The sequence below is a fragment of the Deinococcus metalli genome (genome assembly GCF_014201805.1).
Lineage (GTDB): Bacteria > Deinococcota > Deinococci > Deinococcales > Deinococcaceae > Deinococcus > Deinococcus metalli.
Genome location: NZ_JACHFK010000015.1, coordinates 10,991 through 31,443 on the forward strand (window position 1 = coordinate 10,991; position 20,453 = coordinate 31,443).

Consider the following 20,453-nt stretch of genomic DNA (forward strand, 5'->3'; position numbering starts at 1 on the left):
ATCTTGCGATGCGGCAATCACTGCCTTGCTGCACCAGGGCACCGCCTGATCACACTGAGCCAGCCATGCACGCTCGTCACGCTCTCCTGGCCCAAACGGACGCAAATGGACACGGCGGTGTGGGTGGGCAAAAGACGGGTGTCAGCAGCCGAGTACGAAGAGCCTAAGCGTGATTCACCTGCTCAACACGGCTTCCATCCCACCCGATCCGCCACTCCCCGTGCCGGCAGAGATATGCGGCGCGTTCAGGACGCTGCCTTCGCTAGATTGGGTGCAGTATCCTGAGGGGGCACCTTGCCAACCATTTACGACAACATTGACAAGCACCTGCTGCCCGAACTCCAGGCCACCCTGACCCAGGCGCAAGGTGCGGATTTCAGCATCGGGTACTTCAATCTCCGGGGCTGGCGGGCGCTCGCGTGTCAGGTTGAGGCGTGGGCAGGGGGATCGGTCTGCCGAATTCTGATTGGGATGCAGCGCCCCGACCGCGAGAACTTGGAAACACTGTTCGGCCTGCGAGGTGACGAACCAGTCGACCGAGCCAGGCTGCTTCAGGCGCGGCGGGAGCTGATCGAGGACTTCAGGAGGCAGCTCACTGTTGGGCTGCCCAAGACCGCCGACGAGACGGCCCTTCGTGACTTGATCCGCCATATTCGGCAAGGCAAAGTGCAGGTCAAGCTGTTTCTGCGCCATCCTCTCCACGCCAAGCTGTATCTGGTGCGGCGGGCCGATCACAAGGCCCCGCTTATCGGATACGTGGGCAGCTCGAACCTGACCTTCTCCGGCCTGAGTGGGCAGGGAGAGCTCAACCTGGACGTGGTGGAGCAGGACGCCGCCCTAAAGCTGGAAGCATGGTTCGCCGACCGCTGGGCTGACCGCTTCTGCATAGAGTTGACGGACGAACTCCTGAATATCTTGGAAGAAAGCTGGGCCTCAACGGAACTGCGCTCGCCGTACCACATCTACCTGAAGGTGGCCTACCACCTCTCGCGGGAAGCGCGGGCAGGCATCGCAGAGTTTCAGTTGCCGCGCAACTTTCCCACTCCTCTCTTTGAATTTCAGACTGCTGCGGTCAAGATCGCCGCGCATCACCTGGTCAACCGGGGCGGCGTGATGATTGGGGACGTGGTCGGCCTGGGCAAGACCATGATGGCGAGCGCGCTGATCCGCACGATGGAGGATCAATACTTCGACACCCTGATCCTCTGCCCGGTCAACCTGGTGCCGATGTGGGAGCAGTACCGCCGGGACTACGGCCTGCGAGCCGAGGTCATGGCCCAGAGCCAGGCCCGCAGCAAGTTGCCCGACCTGCGCCGCTACCGCCTCGTGGTCATTGATGAAAGCCACAACCTGCGCAACCGCGAGGGCAAGACCTACGCGGCCATTCGGGACTACATCGCCCGCAACGACAGCCACGTGGTGCTGCTGACCGCCACGCCCTACAACAAGACGTACTTGGATCTGTCCAGCCAGCTCCGGCTGTTTCTTCCTGAAGAACGCGACATCGGCATCCGCCCGGAAGCCTACCTGCGCACCATCTCCGACGGCGAGATCGGGTTCGTCCGCAAGCACCAGTGCGCTGTGCGTTCCATCCGCGCGTTCGAGCACAGTGACTCCGCAGACGACTGGCGTGACCTGATGCGGCTGTTCCTGGTGCGCCGCACCCGGACGTTCATCCAGAACAACTACACCGAGTTCGACGAGGCCCGGCAGCGTTCCTACCTGGCCTATCCCAGTGGACAGCGGTACTACTTCCCAGTGCGCAAGCCCCGTACGCTGGCTTTCCCGGTCGATGACCAATATGCCTCGCTGTACAGCACGCACGTGGTGGACGTGATCGATGGTCTGCGCCTGCCCCGCTACGGCCTGGGCAACTACGTCACCCCGCTGCTAGAACATAGCCCCAGCGCCGCAGAACTGAATACGCTCAAAGACCTCTCGCGGGCGGGAGAGCGGCTCAAGGGATTCGTCCGAACCAACTTCTTCAAGCGACTGGAGAGCAGCGGCTTCGCCTTCCTGCAATCCGTCGAGCGACATATCCGCCGCAATGGGGTGCTGCTCCATGCCCTGGCCAATGGCCTGCCCGTGCCGGTGGGATCACAGGACGCAGCCCTGCTGGATTCCATCGATGAGGACGAGAGTAGCGTCGTCATTGATGTGGTCGATGCCGACGACACTGCTCGGCTGAGCGACGAGGGGACGCAGGTCAGCTACGGCGACGTGTACCAGATGTTCTCCGGTCAGTACCACACCCGCTTCAAGTGGCTGCCCGCCTCACTGTTCACGCCTGCCCTGAGCGAGGATCTTCAGGCCGACAACGCCGCGCTGCAGGAGATCCTGGCTGCTGCCGGCCGCTGGCAGGCGCAGGCGGACGCAAAACTGACGACGCTGCACAACCTCCTCACCGGGCAGCACGGCCAGGACAAGGTGCTGATCTTCACGCAGTTTGCCGACACGGCCCGCTACCTGGAACGGGAACTGACAGGCCGTGGGGTGGGCAAGCTGGCCTCGGTCACTGGTGAGAGCCGCAGTCCCACGGAACTGGCCCGCCGCTTTGCCCCGCAAGGACAGCGCGTTCAGGACGAACTGCGCGTGCTGATCGCCACTGACGTCCTGTCGGAAGGCCAGAACCTCCAGGACGCCTTCGTGGTGGTGAACTATGACCTGCCCTGGGCGATCATCCGCCTGATTCAGCGCGCAGGGCGCGTTGACCGCATCGGGCAGCAGTCGGATACCGTCCACGCCTACTCGTTCATTCCTTCTGACGGTGTGGAGAAGTTGATTGGCCTGCGGGCCCGCGTCAGCAGCCGCCTGCGGGATGCCGGGCAGGTGGTGGGCGGCGACGAGGCCTTCTTCGACGACGAGGAGGCGGCCAGCGACCTCCGTGATCTGTATAACGAGAAGGCCGGGATACTGGACGAGGCGGGCGACGGCGAGGTCGATCTGGCGAGCGAGGCGTACCAGATTTGGAAGAACGCTACTGACGCTGATCCTGGTCTGCTCCACCTGATTCCGAAGCTGCCGAGCGTGGTGTACGCGACCCGCGCCCATACGGCCACGCCCACCCAGCCCGGTGGGGCCCTGGTGTACCTGCGTACGCCGCAGGGCAACGACGCACTGGCCTGGCTGGACGAACACGGGGGCAGCGTCACGGAGAGCCAAATTGCCATCCTGCGGGCAGCAGCCTGTCATCCGGCCACACCCGCCCTGCCGCCCCTGCCCAACCATCACGAGCTGGTGGAACGCGCGGCCCGCCGGGTGGTCGAGGAAGAAGCCTCTGGCAGCGCCGGGGCACTGGGCACCCCCGGCAGCACCCGCCGCAAGCTGTACGAGCGCCTCAAGCACATTCAGGACACCCGCGAGGGGTCGCTGTTCACCGACCCGGAGCTGAAGACGGTGCTGGAAGACCTGCTAGCCGCGCCCCTTCAGGAGAGCGCCCGCAACACCCTCGGCGGTCACTTCCGCACCCGCATTGGCGATGATGCGCTGATCCGGCTGGTGGTGCAGCTTCAGCAGGAAGGCCGCCTGACCGTTCCCACTGATGACCTTCGCCATTCCGAGCCGGAGATTCTCTGCTCTCTGGGCCTGACCCCGATGTAACGCATTTTGGCAATCTGCTGCACCCCACCTCTTCCCAGCCCGGAGACTCCATGACCGATCAAGCCCCGACCCCGCAGGCCCTGCGCAAAGCGCTGCAAGCCCCTGACCCACGTCCCCTCTTTGAGGAACTTGGCTGGGACAACCCCAACAGTGGCCCGATCAGTGAGGAGGCCGACGGACAGCCCTTCACCTTCACGCCGGTGGCCCGCAAGGTCAACTTCGTGGTGTACCGCGCCAGCCCCGCCGAAGGGGGGAAGATTCCCGGCAGGGACGTGATCCGCAAGCTGGAGCGCAAGCTGGATGCCAAGGCGGCCGAACGGCTGGTGATCTACAGCACGGCAAGCGGAGAACAGGCCCTCTGGGTGCGGCACAAGAAGGAGCAGGGCAAAGCGGCCAGCCTCTACACCGTCGAGTACAAGCGCGGCCTGCGCAACGAGGCCCTGGTTCACTACCTGAAGAGCCTGTACGTCAGTCTGGACGAGGATCTGGACGGCCTCACCACCATTGATGTGGCCCGTAAGGCAAGCAACATCGAGATTGAGAAGGTTACCAAGAAGTTCTACAAAGAGTTCGACCGGGTCAGGAAAGCGTTCGTGACTCAGATCGACGGCGTCGCGGGGGATGATCGGGAGCATTACGCGGGCCTGACGCTCAACCGCCTCATGTTCGTGTACTTCATCCAGAAAAAGGAATATCTGGATGGCGATACCAGCTACCTGCAAAACCGCCTGAAAAGAGTGCAGGCGCAGCGTGGCAGCGGGCAGTTCCAGAGCTTTTACCGGGCGTTCCTGCTGCGGCTGTTTCACGAAGGTCTGGGAGCGCTACCGCACGATGCCGGGCTGACCGCCCTGATCGGTAAGGTGCCCTACCTGAACGGCGGCCTGTTCGAAGAGCACCGGATCGAGCAGGAAAACACCACCATCGAAATTCCCGATCAGGCCTTCGAGAAGGTCTTCGCCTTCTTCGACGGCTGGCGCTGGACGATTGATGAGAGCGCCCGGGCCGAGGCCGATGAGGCCGGCAAGCCCGAGATCAACCCGGACGTGCTGGGTTACATCTTCGAGCAGTACATCAACAACAAGCAGATGGGCGCGTACTACACCAAAGAAGACATCACCGAATACATCAGCAAGAACACCATCCTCCCCTTCGTGCTCGAACGTACCCGCGAGAACTGCCGGGTGGCCTTCGAAGGTGAGCATACGGTCTGGGACTTATTGAGGGAAAACCCTGACCGCTACATCCATGCCGCCGTTCGTAAGGGCAGCGAGTACGAACTGCCCGATCACATCAAAGCGGGCCTCGACCCCGACCAACCCGACCTGCTGGAAAAGCGCAAGGCATGGAACAGGAAAGCGGACGAGGAGTACGCCCTGCCCACCGAAATCTGGCGGGAAGTGGTGGCCCGGCACACCCGTTACGCCGAAGTACGCGGCAAATTGGAACGCGGTGAAGTGCACAGCGTCTCCGACCTGATCACGCTGAACCTGGACATCATCACCTTTGCGCAGGATGTGATCCGCTACGCCGAGGGGCCAGAACTGATCCGCGCCCTCTGGAAAGCCATCACGACGGTCACCGTGCTCGATCCCACCTGCGGGAGCGGCGCGTTCCTATTCGCTGCCGCAGGCATCCTGGCCCCGCTGTACCACCAGTGTCTGGATAGCATGACATCACAGGTGGTGGCCCTGCCCGAAGGCGACAAGAGGCTGCCCGATTTCCGCGAGGTGCTGGCCGAGCAGGCGCAGCACGACCGGCAGTACTACGTGCTCAAGCAGATCATCATCCGCAACCTGTACGGCGTGGACATCATGGCCGAGGCGGTAGAAATCGCCAAGCTGCGCCTGTTCCTGAAGCTGATGGCCTTCAGCCAGAAGGACGACCGCAAGCCCAACCTGGGCCTGGAGCCCCTGCCCGACATCGACTTCAACATCCGCGCAGGCAATACGCTGGTGGGCTACGCCACGCGAGACGAGGCCGAAAAAGCAGTGACTGGTCGATTGCTGGGCACCAGCGGCATTACCTGGGAGCAGATCGAGGAAAAAGCCGGGGACATTGACCGGCTGGAACAGATGTTCCGCGAGCAGCAACTCAGCCACGGCGGACAGGTGACGCCGGAAGACAAGCGGGAACTGCGCCGCCGCCTGGGCGAACTGGAAACCCTGCTAAACGGTTACCTGGCCGCCGATTACGGTATTGACGAGAAAAAGAAGCCGGGCAGCTTTGAGGCTTGGCGTGAGAACCATCAGCCCTTCCACTGGTTTATTGAATTTCACAACGTGATGAGCCGGGGCGGGTTCGATAGCGTAATCGGGAATCCACCCTATGTGGAATACGCGCAAGTGCGACGGCAATACACGATTGACAACTATAAAACCGGAGAATCCGGCAATCTATACGCATTTACTTTTGAAAGATGTATAAAAATAACACGTGATGGCGGACTGGTCGGTTTAGTTGTGCCACATTCAATAGCAGCCACGTACAGAATGGAAGAGTTACAGAAATTAGTGTTAAGCAAAAATATGGTTCATTTCTCTTTCTTCAGCCGCCGCCCCGGTAAATTGTTTAACGGCGCCGATCAGTGTGTTTCAATCGTTATCATGGAAAATAGCATTGGTGACAAAAAAATATCTACCACAGATTATTATAGATGGTACACTGAGGCAAGAGATTATATCTTTGAAAATCTTGCATACGAAACTGTAGACATAGAAGAAATTTACAAAAAGTATAAGGCCGTTCCAAAATTACAGAACAGTGATGCAAGAACTGTACTTGAAAAAATATCATCTCATGCGCCAATGTCTCTCACAATGAGCGGAGACAACGGAAACTTTTATGCGCATAGAATAGCGAGGTATTTTATCAAATCGACATGCTACATACCATTTTTTAGAAACGAAAAAGATGGTATCAAAAGATCGGACGATTACAAGCAATATAAAGCTGATAGCAGTAAATCGGCGCGCATAATGTCCGCGATAGTAAATTCTAGCCTATTCTATCTATATTGGAGAATGATGTATGACGGATATCATTGCGGAAAGGAGAATATTGAAAGCTTCCCAATAAGCATAAGAAATTTAAGCGACTATCAGAGGGATCTATTATTTGAAGCGTCGGAAGAAATAGACGCTTCCTATCAGAGAAATTCAAAACGAAAGAAGGTTGTTTACAAGTCAACAGGAGAAGTGGAATACGACGAGTTTGAAGCGAAGAAATCCAAGGAATCTTTTGATAAGGTTGATTTCATTCTCGCGAATGTTTATAACTTCTCCACCGGTGAACTTGACTACATCATCAACTACGACATCAAATACCGCCTTGGCGCGGATGCCGAGGGCGAAGATTGACGCTCTCCCTGCCTCCCCACCCCCTGACCGGCATTCTCTGCTCCCGTGCTTGCCCGGCGTCGCTGATCTTGCGGGCGCATGACTTGGCGCGTGCCTGGGCCGGTGCGGGCATGGGCGTGGTAGGCGGCCTCCAATCGCCCTTCGAAGCGGAAATGCTGCATGGCTACGAGACGCTGTTGGTAGTGCTGGCGCGCGGGCCAGGGGGCCGGGCACCACGCGAGTGGCGGGCGGCGCAGGCGGAGGGGCGGCTGACCATCGTGTCTCCCTTTGCCGAAATGGTCAAACGGCCTGACCGGGGGCACGCCGAGGTACGCAACCGGATGGTGGCCGATCTGGCGGCACGAATGCTGATCCAGCACGCGGCAATAGCCAGCCGCTCGGTACTGCTGGCCCTGGATTGGCTGGGCGCGAACCGCAAAGTCTGGACACTGGCACACGAGGCGAACGCGGGTCTGCTGAAAGCGGGGGCGCAGGTCTGGAACGAGACGGCGGACGCAACGAGTCTCACATGACGAAAACCGTACGGGAGGATTCAACATGACGGAACACGCAGCAAGTGCACCACCGGCAAGCGCCACGCCGCCTCTTTTTGAGCTGGTCAGCGCAGGCGTGCGGGCCAGCGGGTTCCCACAGGGCAAGGGGTTCGTGGTGCGGGCGGGCAGTCATGCGCGGGCAGAGGCCACCCCGTCGTTCGCCGGGCACAACTACTTCGCGCTGCGCAGCTCACTGATCAGTGAAGGCCGCCTGGCCAAGACCGATCATCTGGGGCGGCTGACCTACACGCAGGACGTGGTGTTCGACTCGGTGAGTGCGGCAGCAGCCGTGACACTGGGCCGCGCACAGAGTGGGCAGGTGGCCTGGAAGGAACAGATCACCGGGCAGAGCTACGGCGACTGGAGGGCAGGCAAAGCGCCGGGGCCGGTGTTCCAGGGTTTAAATACGGAGCCAACCTTCGAGTGGCCACCTTTCTTCAAGGCATTGGCCCGCAAGCTGCTGGAATTTCACGAGCTTGAGCGTCATCCGGCCTTGATCCGTCTGCTTCGTCAGGCCGAGATCTCCGTTGGTCACGACGAGAGCGAGGAACTGGCGATCATCGACCCATTTACCTTTTTCTCGCTCGTACTCAAGCACAAGACGGACTCGCGGGTGCACGAGCTGTTCACGTTTATTGGGGACAAGCTGGGCATTTCTGAGCCCGCACCGGCCAGTCTGACCGGCGTGCCCTGGAGCAACCCCATGAACGCCTGGTTCTTTCCATACCGCAGCAAGCGGAAACCGGACGACCTGCCGACCCTCTGGGCACTGGCCCGGCAGGCGGTCGACGGCACGCTGGAAGGGCCAACCTTTGAGCGTGCGCTGGACATCCAACAGGTGGGGTTGCCCAAGCTGACGCAGGGACTGTTCTGGCTGAACCCCGACGCTTTCTTGCCGCTCAACGGCATTGTCGTGCCGTACCTGGACGAGTTGGGTGTCAGCGGCGCGACCGAGGTCAAGACGCTGGCCGACTACGAACAGGTTCTGGAACAGGCCCGCGACCTGTCACCGGACTTCCCGGCGCTGTCCTACGCCGCGTGGGTGGCCGCGCAGGAGGAAGGCGAGGTGATCCTCCCCACGGACGGAGCCACGCCAGAGGTGAAGTTCCGCGCTCCGCCCGGTGTGCCGCTGAACCAGATCCTGTACGGCCCGCCCGGCACCGGCAAGACCTACTCAGTCATCGACGAGGCGCTCAAGATTCTGGAGCCGTCGTTCGCCTCCTCGCACAGCGAGAAGAACCAGCGTGAGGCTCGCAAGGCCCGCTACGACGAGCTGGCCGCCGAAGGCCGGGTCACCTTTATGACGTTCCATCAGTCATTCGGCTACGAGGACTTCATCGAGGGCCTCAAGCCAGTTATGAAAAGTGGCGCCTTGGCCTACGAGCTGGAAGACGGCCTGTTCCTTCGGGCCGTGCGGCAGGCCGGCGGCGCGGTCGGTGACGAGGAAGCCGAAGGTACCCTGCGGGCCCACGTGCTGATCATCGACGAGATCAACCGGGGGAACGTCTCCAAGGTGTTCGGAGAACTGATCACGCTGCTGGAAGAGGGTAAGCGCGCCGGGGCCGCCGAAGCGCTCACTGTGCAGCTGCCGCTCAGTAAGCGCCGCCTCAGCGTGCCGCAGAGCCTCTACGTGATCGGCACCATGAATACGGCAGACCGCAGCCTGACGCAGATGGACGCGGCCCTGCGGCGGCGCTTCACCTTCAGCGCTGTCTGGCCCGACCCCAGTCTGCTGCCCAAAGCTCTGGAAGTGGAGGGCGGCACGCTGAACCTCCAGGCGTTTTTGGGCACCCTCAACGAACGCATCGAGGAGCGCCTGAGCCGCGACCAGATGATCGGGCACGCCTACCTGCTGGGCGTCCAGCCCACACTAGAACAGGTGGCGGGTGCCCTGCGCCACAAGATTCTGCCCCTGCTGGAGGAATACTTCTTCGAGGACTGGAACAGCATCCGCGAGGTGCTGGGAGACGACCAGAAGACCGAGCAGGCCGACCAGTTCATCCATGTCAGCGGCACTGGTGACGGCACGGGCCAGCGCCGCCGCTACACCTACAACGAGGAAGCCTTCGGGCGGTTGAGCGCCTTCCAGGGCGTCTACATCCAGCCATGACGTACGTCATCGCCCGCGAGTACGACCTGCTCGTGCGCGGCGTGGCGCCTCAGGAAGCGGGGGTTCACGGCCTTCCTCCCGAGTCTTTTGACGCCCTCCGGGCTTTTCTTCAGACGCCTGTAGAGGGGCACAAAGGCCAGGAAGAGGTGATTGCCCGGCCAACCCTGCGCGGCACCCAGCCAGCGCTGCGCCTGCAACAGTGGGTGGGTGTCATCCGCACTCCAGACGGCACCACTGTGGAACTCCTGCCCAAGACCCACGACCGGGCCGGTGACGCAGACGGAGAGACCGTGGGCCGTAGCCGCGCCTTGCTCTTCAAAATGCTGGCTGCGGCTGGGGACAATTACCGCGCGGCCCTGCCCGCCGACCTTGACCCCGCCCAGATGCGGCTCTTCGAGGTGGTGCTGCGCTACGCCCTGGAGGTGCTGCGGGCTGCCATTCGCCGGGGCGTCCCGCACAGGTACCGGGAGATTCAGGAGGAACGGGCTGGACTGCGGGGCCGCCTGGATCTGTCGCGGCAGCTCCGGCAACCCCCGCACCGGGCCCATCTGCTGCACGTGACGTATGACGAGTTTCTGCCGGATCGCCCGGAGACGCGCTTGGTGCGCCTGACCGTTGAGCGGATCGCCCGCATGACGGGCCGGAGCGACAGTCGGAGGCTCGCCCGTGAGTTGCTGCACGCCCTGGCAGATGTCCCTGCCAGCCGCGATGTTCGCCGGGACTTCACGCTCTGGAAGCTGGAGCGTGGGTACACTCACTTCGCCCCCGCCCTCGACATCTGTCGCCTGATCCTGGGCGAGTTGAATCCGCTGACGGCAGGCACGGCCGCTCGTGTGACCGCCGTGCTGTTCGACATGAACCGCGTGTACGAGTCTTACGTGGCGCAGCTTCTCCGCACCCAGCATCCTGAGTGGCAGGTGCAGACACAGGTCAAAGGGCAACATCTCGGCAGGGTTCTGCCCCAGCCCTCGGGCAAAGCGCGTCCTGTGTTCGCCCTGCGCCCTGATCTGATGATTCACCCCCCCGGCCAGCCCGTGGTCATTGCCGACACCAAATGGAAACGGCTCAAGGCAGACCGCGCTTTTCCTCACGGCGTGGGCAATGCCGACGCGTATCAGATGCTGGCCTACAGCGAAGTCTTCCAGTCAGAGCCAGGACAACGAGTCCTGTGCCTGATCTATCCCTACCTTGCCGGACTGCCCAACCACCTCCCAGATATTCAACTGCCGGGTGGACAGACATTGAAGCTGCTTACAGTAGATCTACATCAGGAGACGCCGACGATAGGTCTGCACGGTTGGCTCGATCAACGAGGGTTAGAGGTAAATTCCTAGTGATAGCGCCAGCTTGCAAGAGATCTACGGCTTGGCGGGAATGTTCCGCAGAGTTGAGCAGCCCCGCCACGTTATCCATGCACCCGCCTATGCCCTAATCGTGCTTACTGACATCAATTGCATGCTGGGCAGCTTCTGGCTGATCACATCTCCCAATCGAGTTGGCGGCCGCGCTGCTGGCCCTCCTCACCCTCCCATATAGGCGGGGATACTCGCTGGCCGTGAAGCCCACGTGGCCCGAGGTCTGACCGACCAGATCCGTCGTGTGGGCCACGATTATGCGCCCTCAACCTTCAGCACCTCCCATCCCAAATCGCCAGCTCATCACTGCTGTTCGCCAGTGTCGCTTTGGCCTTTCTGACGGCGCGCCGTGCGGGCGCCCATGGTCTCCCCTGGCGCTTCCATACGACTTGCCCTGGTGCTCGCCGCTTTGCCCTTGGCCTTCATCGCCGGGTCGTACACCTGGGCGCGCTGCAGCTCCTCGGCCGTCGCCACCCGGTACGCGCCGGCTTCCCGCCCTTCGCCAGGCACCAGTCCACCTTCCTTGGTGGCGATGACCAGGCCGTTGGCCCGGAGCAGTCGGAGACTGGCGGCCATCGTCTGAAAGTGGTGGCCATAGTGGTCGACCATATCCTGCACGTGGATGATTCCGGGATGGTCGCGGACATAGAGGTAGGTCAGCTTGTCCAGGGCGGGGTAGGACTTCAGGACTTCCGGGAGAGCAAGGGACGTCTTGGACATGCCCCGAGTATGCGGGAACTTGACTTTGTGGATGCTGGGAAGTGGCGCTGGCGAGGGGATCACGGCGGGCTGCATCGTGGCGGATCCTTTCCTGACGCGCAGGGGCGTGTTAAAGTGCGAGGAATGGCCGCTGGTTTTGGGATGCTCCTTCCCAGCGGCCAACTGGGCATCTTGCGGGTGTGGAAACCTGGTGCAGGGTGATTCAGCGGTGGGCGGCCCCTGGCCGCCCACTCGCCATTCAGGCGGCGGCCACCCGGCAACCCAGGTTCGGGTCGTACGCCACCTTGGCACCGGCACCCAGGAGAGCCCACAGGGCGGCCATGTAGGCGTGCACGTCGCCTCCGTAATGCCGCTCCACGGTGGTCTGGAAGCCCTGGCGTCCGATGCACTCTATGTGCATCTGGCCGTGCCGCTCGACGGTTCGTTGACCGCCACGTTGACCGCGTTCTGCTGGGGTAAGGGACATGGTTCCGCTCCTTTGTGCAGGGGGCGGGTGTGGAAGGTATCCCCTACATCCATAAGTATACTTATAACTTACTTAGCAGTCAAGAAAAGCGATTCAGCGCCCGTAGCCTTTCACCCACGGCTTCGAGTCACGTCCCGCAGGAACCTTGCGGTAGGCGCTGCGCACCGAGGCCTCAAAGTGGGCCAGCACGTAGGCTTCCCTGGCGCCCTTGGTGTTCGTGCCCGGCAGCAGTGAGAGCCAGTAGGGCCCGACCTCCAGGGCCTCGTCCTGGGAAAAATCGTTGTCCCGCAGTTGGCACGCCAGCCAGAATCCAGCGTCGTTGCGGCCACGGCTCGCGGCGAGGTTCTGGGCGCGCAGGGCGAGCATCATGTAGTCCACGCGCCAGTGCTCCTCGCCACGGTTCGAACCCGGCGCACTGAACACGGGGGCACGCACGGCCGCGCGCGGCGCTTCCTCCAGGCACTCCGGCGCGCATGCCAGGCCCAGCAACTCGCGCACGCGGTAGCGCTGACCGGCCAGCTCAGCGGTCTCAGGGATGGTCAGCCGGTTCAGGAGTTTCTTGCAAGGCAACCGCTCGTAGCGGCCCGCGTCGGTCACGGTGGGAGGCAACACGACCAGGCCGCCGTCGCCCCGCACGTCCACGCCGGGCGGCAAGCTGCGCTTGGTGTTGCTGTTGGTGGTGGACACGTGCCAGCCGGGATGCCTCACATAGACGTGGTAGCCGCCGCTGGCGCTCCGCACATGCGGCTCGATGCCCAGCAGGTGCATGGTGTCCACCCCGGCCCCCTGATCAAAGTCCAGGGCGACCAGGCCGGAGATCTCCCCCGTCACCAGCGCCATACCCTGCGCGCCGTGCAGGATGAACCAGGCGTGCAGCTCACCTTGCGTCGGCAAGCGCTCCCGGAACGCCAGCCACGTCGCCACCCACTTGCCGCGCCCCTCATCCCAGTAGCAGTGTTCGGTCTTCTTGAGGGCGTCGTAGTGCGGGTGCTTGGCGTAGCTGCCACTGACCCCCACGGGGATGACGCTCAGGCCCGCGTCCACGTACTGCCTGGCAGTCCGCAAAAGATCGTGGGGCGTGAGGCTCATGGCTTTATGGTGCCCGAACTGGGTAACGGTTGCATACGGCATGTGGCTTCCTCCTTTGTATAAGTGTATGGAATGTATAGTTATAAGTCAAGAAAACATCTGCCAAAAGCAAGCGAAGGGGGGCACATCCCCCTTCATCTCCTACTGAGTCTGCGGAACAATTCGCACATATCCACGTTTTACCGTCCTGCCTCCATCCGCGCCGCTCAGCAAGCTGGCCACTCTGGCGGGCACTCGGGGCCTGGGGGGCCAGCAAGCCCCCCAGGCGCGTTACCGCTGGAACCTCACCACGTCCGGCACCCACCCGGCCTCACGGAGCGCCCCGGCGATTTCCACGATGCGGCCCACAAGTTCCTTCTTGCCAACATTGGGCGCAATACTGGGTTGCACCTTCCCCGGCATCGTGGCGACCAGCGCCGTGAGCTGCGGAATGGTGTAGGCGCTCAGGTAGTCCGCCGTGACTGTCCACTCCTGCGCCAGCCGCTTGTCCGCGCCGATCTGCTGGGCCACATGCACCGCCAGCTCCCCAGGGCGGGCCGTGGCGCTGAAGGCCGTCCAGTGGTGCAGCGAGTCGTGCATGTGGTACGCGAGCAGGCTCAATAGATCGCCTTCGCTCAGCTCCATCAGGGCCGCGTGGAATTTCGTCCCGTGGGGGCCGTTCACCATCGTGCCCTCTTTGTGCGTCTGGAACAGGTCAGGACGCTCGGCGGCCCACCGCTGCACCAGGGCCACGACTTCCGGCAGGGGGGCGCTCAGGCTGGGGGCTGTTTCCGTCTTGACCCTGACCTCACTCGCACTCTCAAACAGCCCCTGGACGGTGAGGGCAAGGCACCGCTTGGGGTCGGTGGCGAGGCTCCCCCACAGCACACGGGCACGGGCCTCCTGGCCGATACGGTGGGCGGCGTCCCGCACCGGACGGTTCTTGGGCGGCTGCGCGGCCACTTCTGCGTGGGCCTGGGCACGCCACTGGCTCTGCTTGGCCTTCTCGGCGGCTTTGGCGGCTTCCTCGCGCACCGCGCCCTCATGGCGGTGCATCTCCCCGCTCGGGCTGTGAATGTAGACCACGCCCTGCAACTCTTTCGGGCCGGAGGTGCGGTAGGTGGTCCACGGCAGGTTCCGCACGTTCCCGTGGGTGCTGCACGGCAGCACGTCCACAAAGGCCCACTGTCCGCTGTCGCGGTCGTGCTGCGCCTGGGCCTCAAGGGCCTCAAGGTGGAGCGCCTGGGCCTTGGCGGTGTCCCGGAAGTAGGCCGGGATGATGCCCCACATGTCCTCGCACACGGCGAGGCCCGACGCCTCCACATCGAACAGAGCGTTGGACACCAGCACGCGCCCGTCCGTGGTCAGCTTCCGTAACTGCTCGGCGCTGTACTGGCGGGGGTTCTCGCGCACCAGCTTCACCAGATGCCGCTTGAGTTCGCCCGTGGTCTGCGCGATCACCTGGGCCTGCGCGAGGTTGATTTTGTCCTCGGTCAGCAGCTTGCGGCCCTCTTTGCCCAGGCCGTAGGCCAGCGTCAGGCGCTGCTCGACGCGCCGCAACGGGTGGCCGCTGCGGGCGGCAATCTCATCTGGCTTCATGCCCAGCCCGGTCAGCCGTGCGTACCCGTCCGCTTCCTCCAGGGGGGTCACGTCCTCGCGCTGCGAGTTTTCCGTGATGGCGAGTTCAATCAACTCCTGATCGATCAGGTGCCGGATCTGGACAGGCACCGTGTAGTCCCCGGCCACCTGGAGCATGGCGCTCTCGCCGCCCTGGTCGTCCACGAGTTCCAGGCCCTCGACCAGCAGCCCCACAGCGCGGTAACGGCGCTCCCCGGCCACAAGTTCATACGCGCCGTCCTCAGTAGGGTGCGGGCGCACCACGAGGTTCTGTAAGAGGCCCTTGTGGTAAATGTCCACGGCCAGCTCAAACAGTGGCTTGTCCTCAAAGGTGCGCCGGGGGTTGAAATCGCTGCGGCGCAGGCTGTTCCACGGTACACATACCACTTCGGCAGCGGGGGCCTCCTGGGGCTGCGTGAGGCGCAGGGCGGGCGTGGGGTCAGCGGGCAGGGGGGTTGCTGCGGTCATCTTGGCTCCTTTGTGCAGGGGGCGGGTGTGGATGGTGCCCCCTACACTCATGAGTATATCTTGGACTTACTTAGCTGTCAATAAAAGCAGGTATACCCGTAAGCAGGTAAACCCGCGTATGTCCGGGGGCACGCGCGAAGCGCCGCGCCTCCAGCGCGCGTTCTGGCCAGGAAACAGCCTCACCTGCATGCCGCTCGCGGATGTCCGGGGCCGCTGTTGGCCCTTGTCTTTTTGCTTTTGCCTTTGGCCCTTCCCCCCACATTTTCCCGGCGAGGGGCGGCGCGTGAGCGCCTCAGCGGCGCGCGCAGTGGAGGTCAAGGCTCCCCCCCTTGACCGCAGCGAGCACGACGCTAAGCTCGAAGAGCGCCCCGGTTGGGGAAACAACACCCGTGCGCCGTCAGGCGCTCCTTCGGTGCTTGCCCTTTCCCGGCCTCCGTGGGCCGGCAGGCTTGGCCACCTTGGATCGTTCCTCGATGCACGTGCGCTTCCAGCGGGGGGAAGGCGCGCACGCGCGCCGAGGGGGGCGGCCGTAGGCCCCCAGCGCAGGGGCGCACGCCGCCCCGAAGCCTCAGATCTAGGGAGTGACGTTCTTTTGCGAACTAAGCTGAGGTGAAAGATTCTGTGACTGAAAACCACCTGCGCGTCCCAGGAACTGAACGGAAGCAAATGGATTCCAAGCAGGTTAGACCGGAAACAGGTCAGCTATGTTGCCCGCACAGGCCGGAAGCCTAGCCCTGGCTCTTGACCCAGGAAGCAGACGTTTGAGGGTGCGGAGCACGGCCTGGCGACGAGTATCCTGTTCGACCACGGCCCCCAGACCCTCGAACATCAGGACTTCTGCCTCCTGTGCCGCGCGTTGCCCTTCCAGATCAGTGCGGGCGGTTAGCACCAGTGCCAAATCGCAGCGACCTACCCCGTGGCCTGCGTGATGAAAATCCATCACCAGGTAGCCAGGGTGATCCCGCTGACATAACCAGCCCACCAGCGCCCGAGTCATGCCGGGTTGGGTGACGTCGCCGAGCTGACGTACGTTCAGCGTGACGACGCATCGGCCCTCCTGATCGGCCACGTGTTGACCAACGCCCTTTATCGGCCGTGGGAAATCACCCATCAGCCTCTGCACAGACTTGGCGGAGGCAAGTTCGCCGACCAGGCCGGCGTCTCGTAATTTCGACACCACACGATGGTAGGTGACATCCCCTGATTCTCCTTCCACGTGCAGGAGCAGCCATCGACGACAGCCCTTCGCCGTGACCTCGACCATGACCCGTCCAGCGTGCCCCGGTTTCAGCTCGCCAAAGAGTTCAGCCAGTACGACCGACGAGCGTTCAGATGAGGGATCAGCCCTGGTGGGGGGTTGGAATTGGAAAGTCAGGACGGTGCCAAGATCAGGCTTACGCGAGTCGTCTCTCCTGGCAGGGTCACTGTGCATAACCCTATTGTGGAAAGAACGGATCAAAACTGTAGGTCAGTAAGGGGTAACGTGCTCATAGCCTTATTATTGAGTGCTACAGACTCAGATCTGTACCCCAGCATGATTGGTGCGCTGCATGTGCCGTCAACGACGAGAGCGCACGTAGGGGCTCTGGCATCCTCACCCTGGTGTCTGCCAGAGTCTTGAACATGACGATCAGGGATGCCAGCTGGGAACAGCGATACCAGCAACTCGTTGATACAGCCGTCTCCAACAACACAGAGTTCCATCGCTGGCTTCGAACCTGGGCCGACCTTGAAGCAGAGGTCTATGAGCAGGGAACGGCCCTCCTGAGGGCCTATCAGGCCGATATGACGAACGAAGAGGTCAAGCGCGAACGTCAAACCTTTCTGACGACCCGACGTCCAGGCCTGCAGGCCCTTCACGACCGGGCTGCCCAGATGGCAGTCGAGTGGAGTGAGCACTTCTCGGTGCCGAAGGACTGGCGACAGGCGTTTATGTACTTCGGCGTGGTCGCTCGCCAGGCGAAGCAGCCCAGTGGTGATCTTGATGGTCAGGTCGAACTTATCGGGGGGGAGCTGTCGGCGCTCTTCTCCCAGCTGCCGTATCGCCTGCATGGCGAGCCAGTGGAGGCTCGTACGCGCGCGGCGCTTGCGGTCTCCCCTGACCGGGCACAGCGTCACGCTGCCTTCCAAAGTTCACGAGAGGCGCGTCTGGCCGTCATCCCCGAGGTAGTTCACCTCATGCGCCGGTCACTGGACTTGCGCCGTGAAATCGCCCGGCGCGCCGGATACGACACCGCACATCAGCACCTGTGGTCTTTGTTGGAACGCGTCGACTACACGCCACAGGACGTTCACACATTTCGGACGTCTGTCCGCGAGCACTTGACGCCTCTCCTGGTGGCCTTCCGCAACCGGCGCAAGGCCCTGCTGAGGGTCGAAGCGCTGAAACCCTGGGATCTCACGATTGATCCCTTCGGCGGAGCGGCGCAGCCGCGCTTTGCTGATGAGGCAGAGTTGATAGAGCGGGTGGCCGACTCACTGCCCCTGCCTGGACTCGGTGATCAGGTGCGCCGCCTGTGGCGCACCGGACTCCTCGACCTAACTGCTCGGCCGGGCAAAGCCGACCGCTCTTACAGTGATTTTCTGGCTCACCAGCGTCTCCCCTACGTTCAGATGCGCCTGCAGCCCACTCCAGACGCAGTGCAGATCCTGTATCACGAGCTGGGCCACGTGGCACAACTGTCTGGAGTGAAACGCGGCTCGCCGTTCTGGCACCACTTCCCCGGTGTAGAGATGCGAGAATTCGTAGCCCAGAATTTTGAGTTGTGGTCGCTGAACCAACTGCCAACGCTCTTCACGTTCGACGATGCACCGGGACACGTCCTGCGCTTCTACGAAAAGACGCTGGCGCGCATGGTGGGTCAATGCGTGATGGATGAATTTCAGGAATGGTTTTACAGCTGTGAGCACACCCCTGATCAGAGTCAGATGGAAGAGGTCTGGCAGCATATCTCTGACCAGTATCCGACTGGGATCGACCGCGAGGGATTGCCAGCCAGCGAGCCACTGGGGTATGCCACTGCCCAGGTCGTCCGTCGCCCGCTCGTCGGCATCGAATACGCGCTGGCGTGGAGCTGGGCATTTGCCTTCGTATCCCAGGCGGAAGTGGCACCTGACCAGACCTTCAGCCATCTGGCAGAGGCGCTCCTGCTAGGCAACACCCGGCCACTGCCTGAGTTGTTGCGGGTAGCTGGCGTCGCCTTCTCGTTATCAGCAACGCAGGTGGAAACACTGCACATGCCTATGCAACAGGCCCTTAACCGCGCGTCATCTCATCGCTCTGCCATCTGAACGCAGCAGACTTTGGCATGAAGCATTTCAGGCGCTTGGTGCTCCTTACGCTCGGCTTCCTCTCGCTGAGCAACGCTCTGAGTGGTCACGCTTATGCGGCGGCGTTCACTCCAACGATGGTCACCGACGGCATGCCGGGTGGCGGCGATAACGACCCTGAACCTGATCAGGATTAGTATCTCATCGACGTTAGGTTATGCACACTGATCCCCTGCCGCCCTTTCACCGCTGGGCGGCAGTCTTTGAATGGGAAGACGCGGCGTTAGGTGGTGGCGCAACCACCGAAGACCTGGCGCGCCGCTATACCTTGCTCGCGTGTACGCCGGCGCAAGTGCGTGCCGCTCTCCTATATCACCGGGCACGCATGGACGATCAGCGGGATGAGGCGCTGCACCGGGCGTATGGTCTGGCACACAACCGGCTACTGCAGCTCTATGTACTGGCGGTGTCCTGCTTGACCCGCCGGGGCCGCGCCATGGTGGTGCTCGACCCCGACGACCTGACATTCAGTGACGTCCTGCTGGACGGCCTCCGGGAAGTGAGAAGGCTAGAAGACGGCGACGTATCCCGCGTGGAAGTCGAGTACAGGCTCTTGGAAGCCCTCCACTATGACCAGTACGCCTCTGGCGATCACTCCAGCGCAATTGTGACTGCCAAGGAAATGTTGCTGCTCGCCACGCTTGCACAGGTACCCCGATCGATGGCCACCGCGCGGCGCTATTACCAAAGTGCTATCGCTCAGGCAGGCCGCTACCACGAGGATTTGACCGAGCGCCAGCGGACACTGCGCAGCCTGCGGCCAGATGACCCGGCGCGCCTGAAAGAGCGCAAAGGCCTCGCCATTGCCCAGCTGAACGTGGGTGATCTCAGGGGAGCCCTGGACACGGCTCATGCGGCGCCACAGCTACCAATACATCAGACGCTCGCACAGGCTGTCGTGGGCATATTTGAGCCCGATGCGCAAAACCATTTTGTGGATCGCGGTTTGGGCTGGATTGCCGAGTGCCTGTGGCATCTGGCGCGCATCGACAGTGTGCCGCCCTGGCGGCCACTTGATCGCCGGGCGCTCGCCACGGCGGCGCTGTGCATCATCCGCGAACACAACCAGCGGCGCGCACTTACGGATCGCGCCTTTCTCGCCTGGTTGGAAGCACGGGCACGCCTAGAGGCCGGTGAATACGGTCTGGCACGTCACCTGGTACAGTCGGTGGCCCCCATCGACGCTGAGGATCTGCTGACTCGCACCCTCCTGGGCGGCGCGCGGCTCGATCTTGCCCTAACCGACCAGGCCTATCAGACCCAGACGGTGGCCCATTCCGAGGACGAACTGCGGCAGATCTTCGCCCTGGCCCGCTCTTTGCGACATGGTTCACCAAGCGGCCTGGCCGATATCCTCCAGCGCTGGCACCCGCGCGCCGCCGCCTACATGGCGCTGTGCCCACAGCCTGTGCCAGAACTACTCGGTGCCAGCGAGGCTGTCCTCAAATGTCACCGGCGCGCTGAGGTGTACGGCGTGGTGTTGCCGCCTGCTGTGGCGCTCGACGAGGCCCTGCGGCGCTACGACCTGCCCACGGTGGCTGAGCGGCCGGGCAGCAATGCCCGCTTTCAGCGCCAGCGCCTGTTGGTGCGTCGGGGCACCCTGGACTACTGGCGGCCGGTCGTGCTAGCCGCCCCTCTAGCCGCTGCCCTGCGCTCGGTGCGTTCGGGCACCCACGATGAGGCGGCCGCCCGACTCGACGCGGAATTTGGCTCGGTGCCCGGTCAGGTGCCTGTAGGAACCGAGGCGCTGGTGGAAGCGCTCCGTCTGGCCATTGCTCAGAAGGACGAGCGGGGCACCTCACTGCTGCACTGATAGGCCATCTCTCCCTC

Annotated in this window: 13 protein-coding genes; 8 read left to right on the top strand and 5 right to left on the bottom strand. The window is 62.6% G+C overall.

The window, feature by feature from the left end; all coding sequences use genetic code 11:
• The first annotated feature begins 294 nt into the window (after window positions 1-294).
• The 5 genes from HNQ07_RS20885 to HNQ07_RS20905 are packed head-to-tail and all read left to right on the top strand — an operon-like array spanning window position 295 to window position 10,933.
• Window positions 295-3,600, top strand: a complete 3,306-nt coding sequence (locus HNQ07_RS20885) for a helicase-related protein (RefSeq protein WP_184115443.1) — start codon at window positions 295-297, stop codon at window positions 3,598-3,600.
• A gap of 50 nt (window positions 3,601-3,650) precedes the next feature.
• Window positions 3,651-6,956: an Eco57I restriction-modification methylase domain-containing protein gene (locus HNQ07_RS20890; protein WP_184115445.1), complete on the top strand. Its 3,306-nt coding sequence runs from the start codon at window positions 3,651-3,653 to the stop codon at window positions 6,954-6,956.
• Window positions 6,953-7,468, top strand: coding sequence for a DNA-processing protein DprA (locus HNQ07_RS20895; RefSeq protein ID WP_184115447.1), 516 nt, complete (start codon window positions 6,953-6,955; stop codon window positions 7,466-7,468). The genes HNQ07_RS20890 and HNQ07_RS20895 overlap by 4 nt, the downstream gene beginning before the upstream one ends.
• A 25-nt stretch (window positions 7,469-7,493) precedes the next feature.
• Window positions 7,494-9,599, top strand: coding sequence for a DUF4357 domain-containing protein (locus HNQ07_RS20900; protein WP_184115449.1), 2,106 nt, complete (start codon window positions 7,494-7,496; stop codon window positions 9,597-9,599).
• On the top strand, window positions 9,596-10,933 hold the full coding sequence (locus HNQ07_RS20905; protein ID WP_184115451.1) for an McrC family protein: 1,338 nt from the start codon (window positions 9,596-9,598) through the stop codon (window positions 10,931-10,933). Before HNQ07_RS20900 ends, HNQ07_RS20905 begins: the two co-directional genes overlap by 4 nt.
• Window positions 10,934-11,257: 324 nt before the next feature.
• On the opposite strand, the gene HNQ07_RS20910 is transcribed toward HNQ07_RS20905, so the two are convergent.
• From HNQ07_RS20910 to HNQ07_RS20930, 5 genes are all read right to left on the bottom strand, one after another.
• Window positions 11,258-11,674 (bottom strand): hypothetical protein, encoded by a 417-nt coding sequence (locus tag HNQ07_RS20910; RefSeq protein ID WP_229832258.1) that lies wholly within the window; start codon window positions 11,672-11,674, stop codon window positions 11,258-11,260.
• Window positions 11,675-11,912: 238 nt separating this feature from the next.
• Complete coding sequence (locus HNQ07_RS20915; RefSeq protein ID WP_184115455.1) at window positions 11,913-12,140, bottom strand: hypothetical protein; 228 nt, start codon at window positions 12,138-12,140, stop codon at window positions 11,913-11,915.
• Between the two features lie 93 nt (window positions 12,141-12,233).
• Window positions 12,234-13,229, bottom strand: coding sequence for a bifunctional DNA primase/polymerase (locus tag HNQ07_RS20920; protein ID WP_229832256.1), 996 nt, complete (start codon window positions 13,227-13,229; stop codon window positions 12,234-12,236).
• Between the two features lie 270 nt (window positions 13,230-13,499).
• A complete protein-coding gene (locus HNQ07_RS20925) occupies window positions 13,500-15,293 on the bottom strand; it encodes a ParB/RepB/Spo0J family partition protein (protein WP_184115459.1) in 1,794 nt (597 codons plus the stop codon).
• Between the two features lie 682 nt (window positions 15,294-15,975).
• Window positions 15,976-16,557 carry a hypothetical protein gene (locus HNQ07_RS20930; protein WP_184115461.1) on the bottom strand — a complete coding sequence of 194 codons (582 nt, stop codon included), beginning with the start codon at window positions 16,555-16,557 and terminating at the stop codon, window positions 15,976-15,978.
• 359 nt (window positions 16,558-16,916) lie between these two features.
• Between HNQ07_RS20930 and HNQ07_RS20935 the strand changes: the two genes are divergently transcribed.
• From HNQ07_RS20935 to HNQ07_RS20945, 3 genes are read left to right on the top strand one after another with little or no spacing between them, the layout of a single operon-like run.
• Window positions 16,917-18,584 (top strand): M3 family metallopeptidase, encoded by a 1,668-nt coding sequence (locus HNQ07_RS20935; protein WP_184115463.1) that lies wholly within the window; start codon window positions 16,917-16,919, stop codon window positions 18,582-18,584.
• Window positions 18,585-18,601: 17 nt separating this feature from the next.
• A complete protein-coding gene (locus tag HNQ07_RS20940) occupies window positions 18,602-18,760 on the top strand; it encodes a hypothetical protein (protein WP_184115465.1) in 159 nt (52 codons plus the stop codon).
• Window positions 18,761-18,780: 20 nt separating this feature from the next.
• Window positions 18,781-20,436, top strand: a complete 1,656-nt coding sequence (locus tag HNQ07_RS20945; protein ID WP_184115467.1) for a hypothetical protein — start codon at window positions 18,781-18,783, stop codon at window positions 20,434-20,436.
• The last annotated feature ends 17 nt before the right edge of the window (window positions 20,437-20,453 follow it).

Bases quoted from the DNA above. Each gene is read 5' to 3' on its own strand.
- HNQ07_RS20935 (WP_184115463.1), top strand. From the start codon at position 16,917: ATGACGATCAGGGATGCCAGCTGGGAACAGCGATACCAGCAACTCGTT.
- HNQ07_RS20890 (WP_184115445.1), top strand. From the start codon at position 3,651: ATGACCGATCAAGCCCCGACCCCGCAGGCCCTGCGCAAAGCGCTGCAA.
- HNQ07_RS20915 (WP_184115455.1), bottom strand. From the start codon at position 12,140: ATGTCCCTTACCCCAGCAGAACGCGGTCAACGTGGCGGTCAACGAACC.
- HNQ07_RS20940 (WP_184115465.1), top strand. From the start codon at position 18,602: ATGAAGCATTTCAGGCGCTTGGTGCTCCTTACGCTCGGCTTCCTCTCG.
- HNQ07_RS20925 (WP_184115459.1), bottom strand. From the start codon at position 15,293: ATGACCGCAGCAACCCCCCTGCCCGCTGACCCCACGCCCGCCCTGCGC.
- HNQ07_RS20910 (WP_229832258.1), bottom strand. From the start codon at position 11,674: ATGTCCAAGACGTCCCTTGCTCTCCCGGAAGTCCTGAAGTCCTACCCC.
- HNQ07_RS20930 (WP_184115461.1), bottom strand. From the start codon at position 16,557: ATGGTCGAGGTCACGGCGAAGGGCTGTCGTCGATGGCTGCTCCTGCAC.
- HNQ07_RS20900 (WP_184115449.1), top strand. From the start codon at position 7,494: ATGACGGAACACGCAGCAAGTGCACCACCGGCAAGCGCCACGCCGCCT.
- HNQ07_RS20905 (WP_184115451.1), top strand. From the start codon at position 9,596: ATGACGTACGTCATCGCCCGCGAGTACGACCTGCTCGTGCGCGGCGTG.
- HNQ07_RS20920 (WP_229832256.1), bottom strand. From the start codon at position 13,229: ATGAGCCTCACGCCCCACGATCTTTTGCGGACTGCCAGGCAGTACGTG.
- HNQ07_RS20945 (WP_184115467.1), top strand. From the start codon at position 18,781: ATGCACACTGATCCCCTGCCGCCCTTTCACCGCTGGGCGGCAGTCTTT.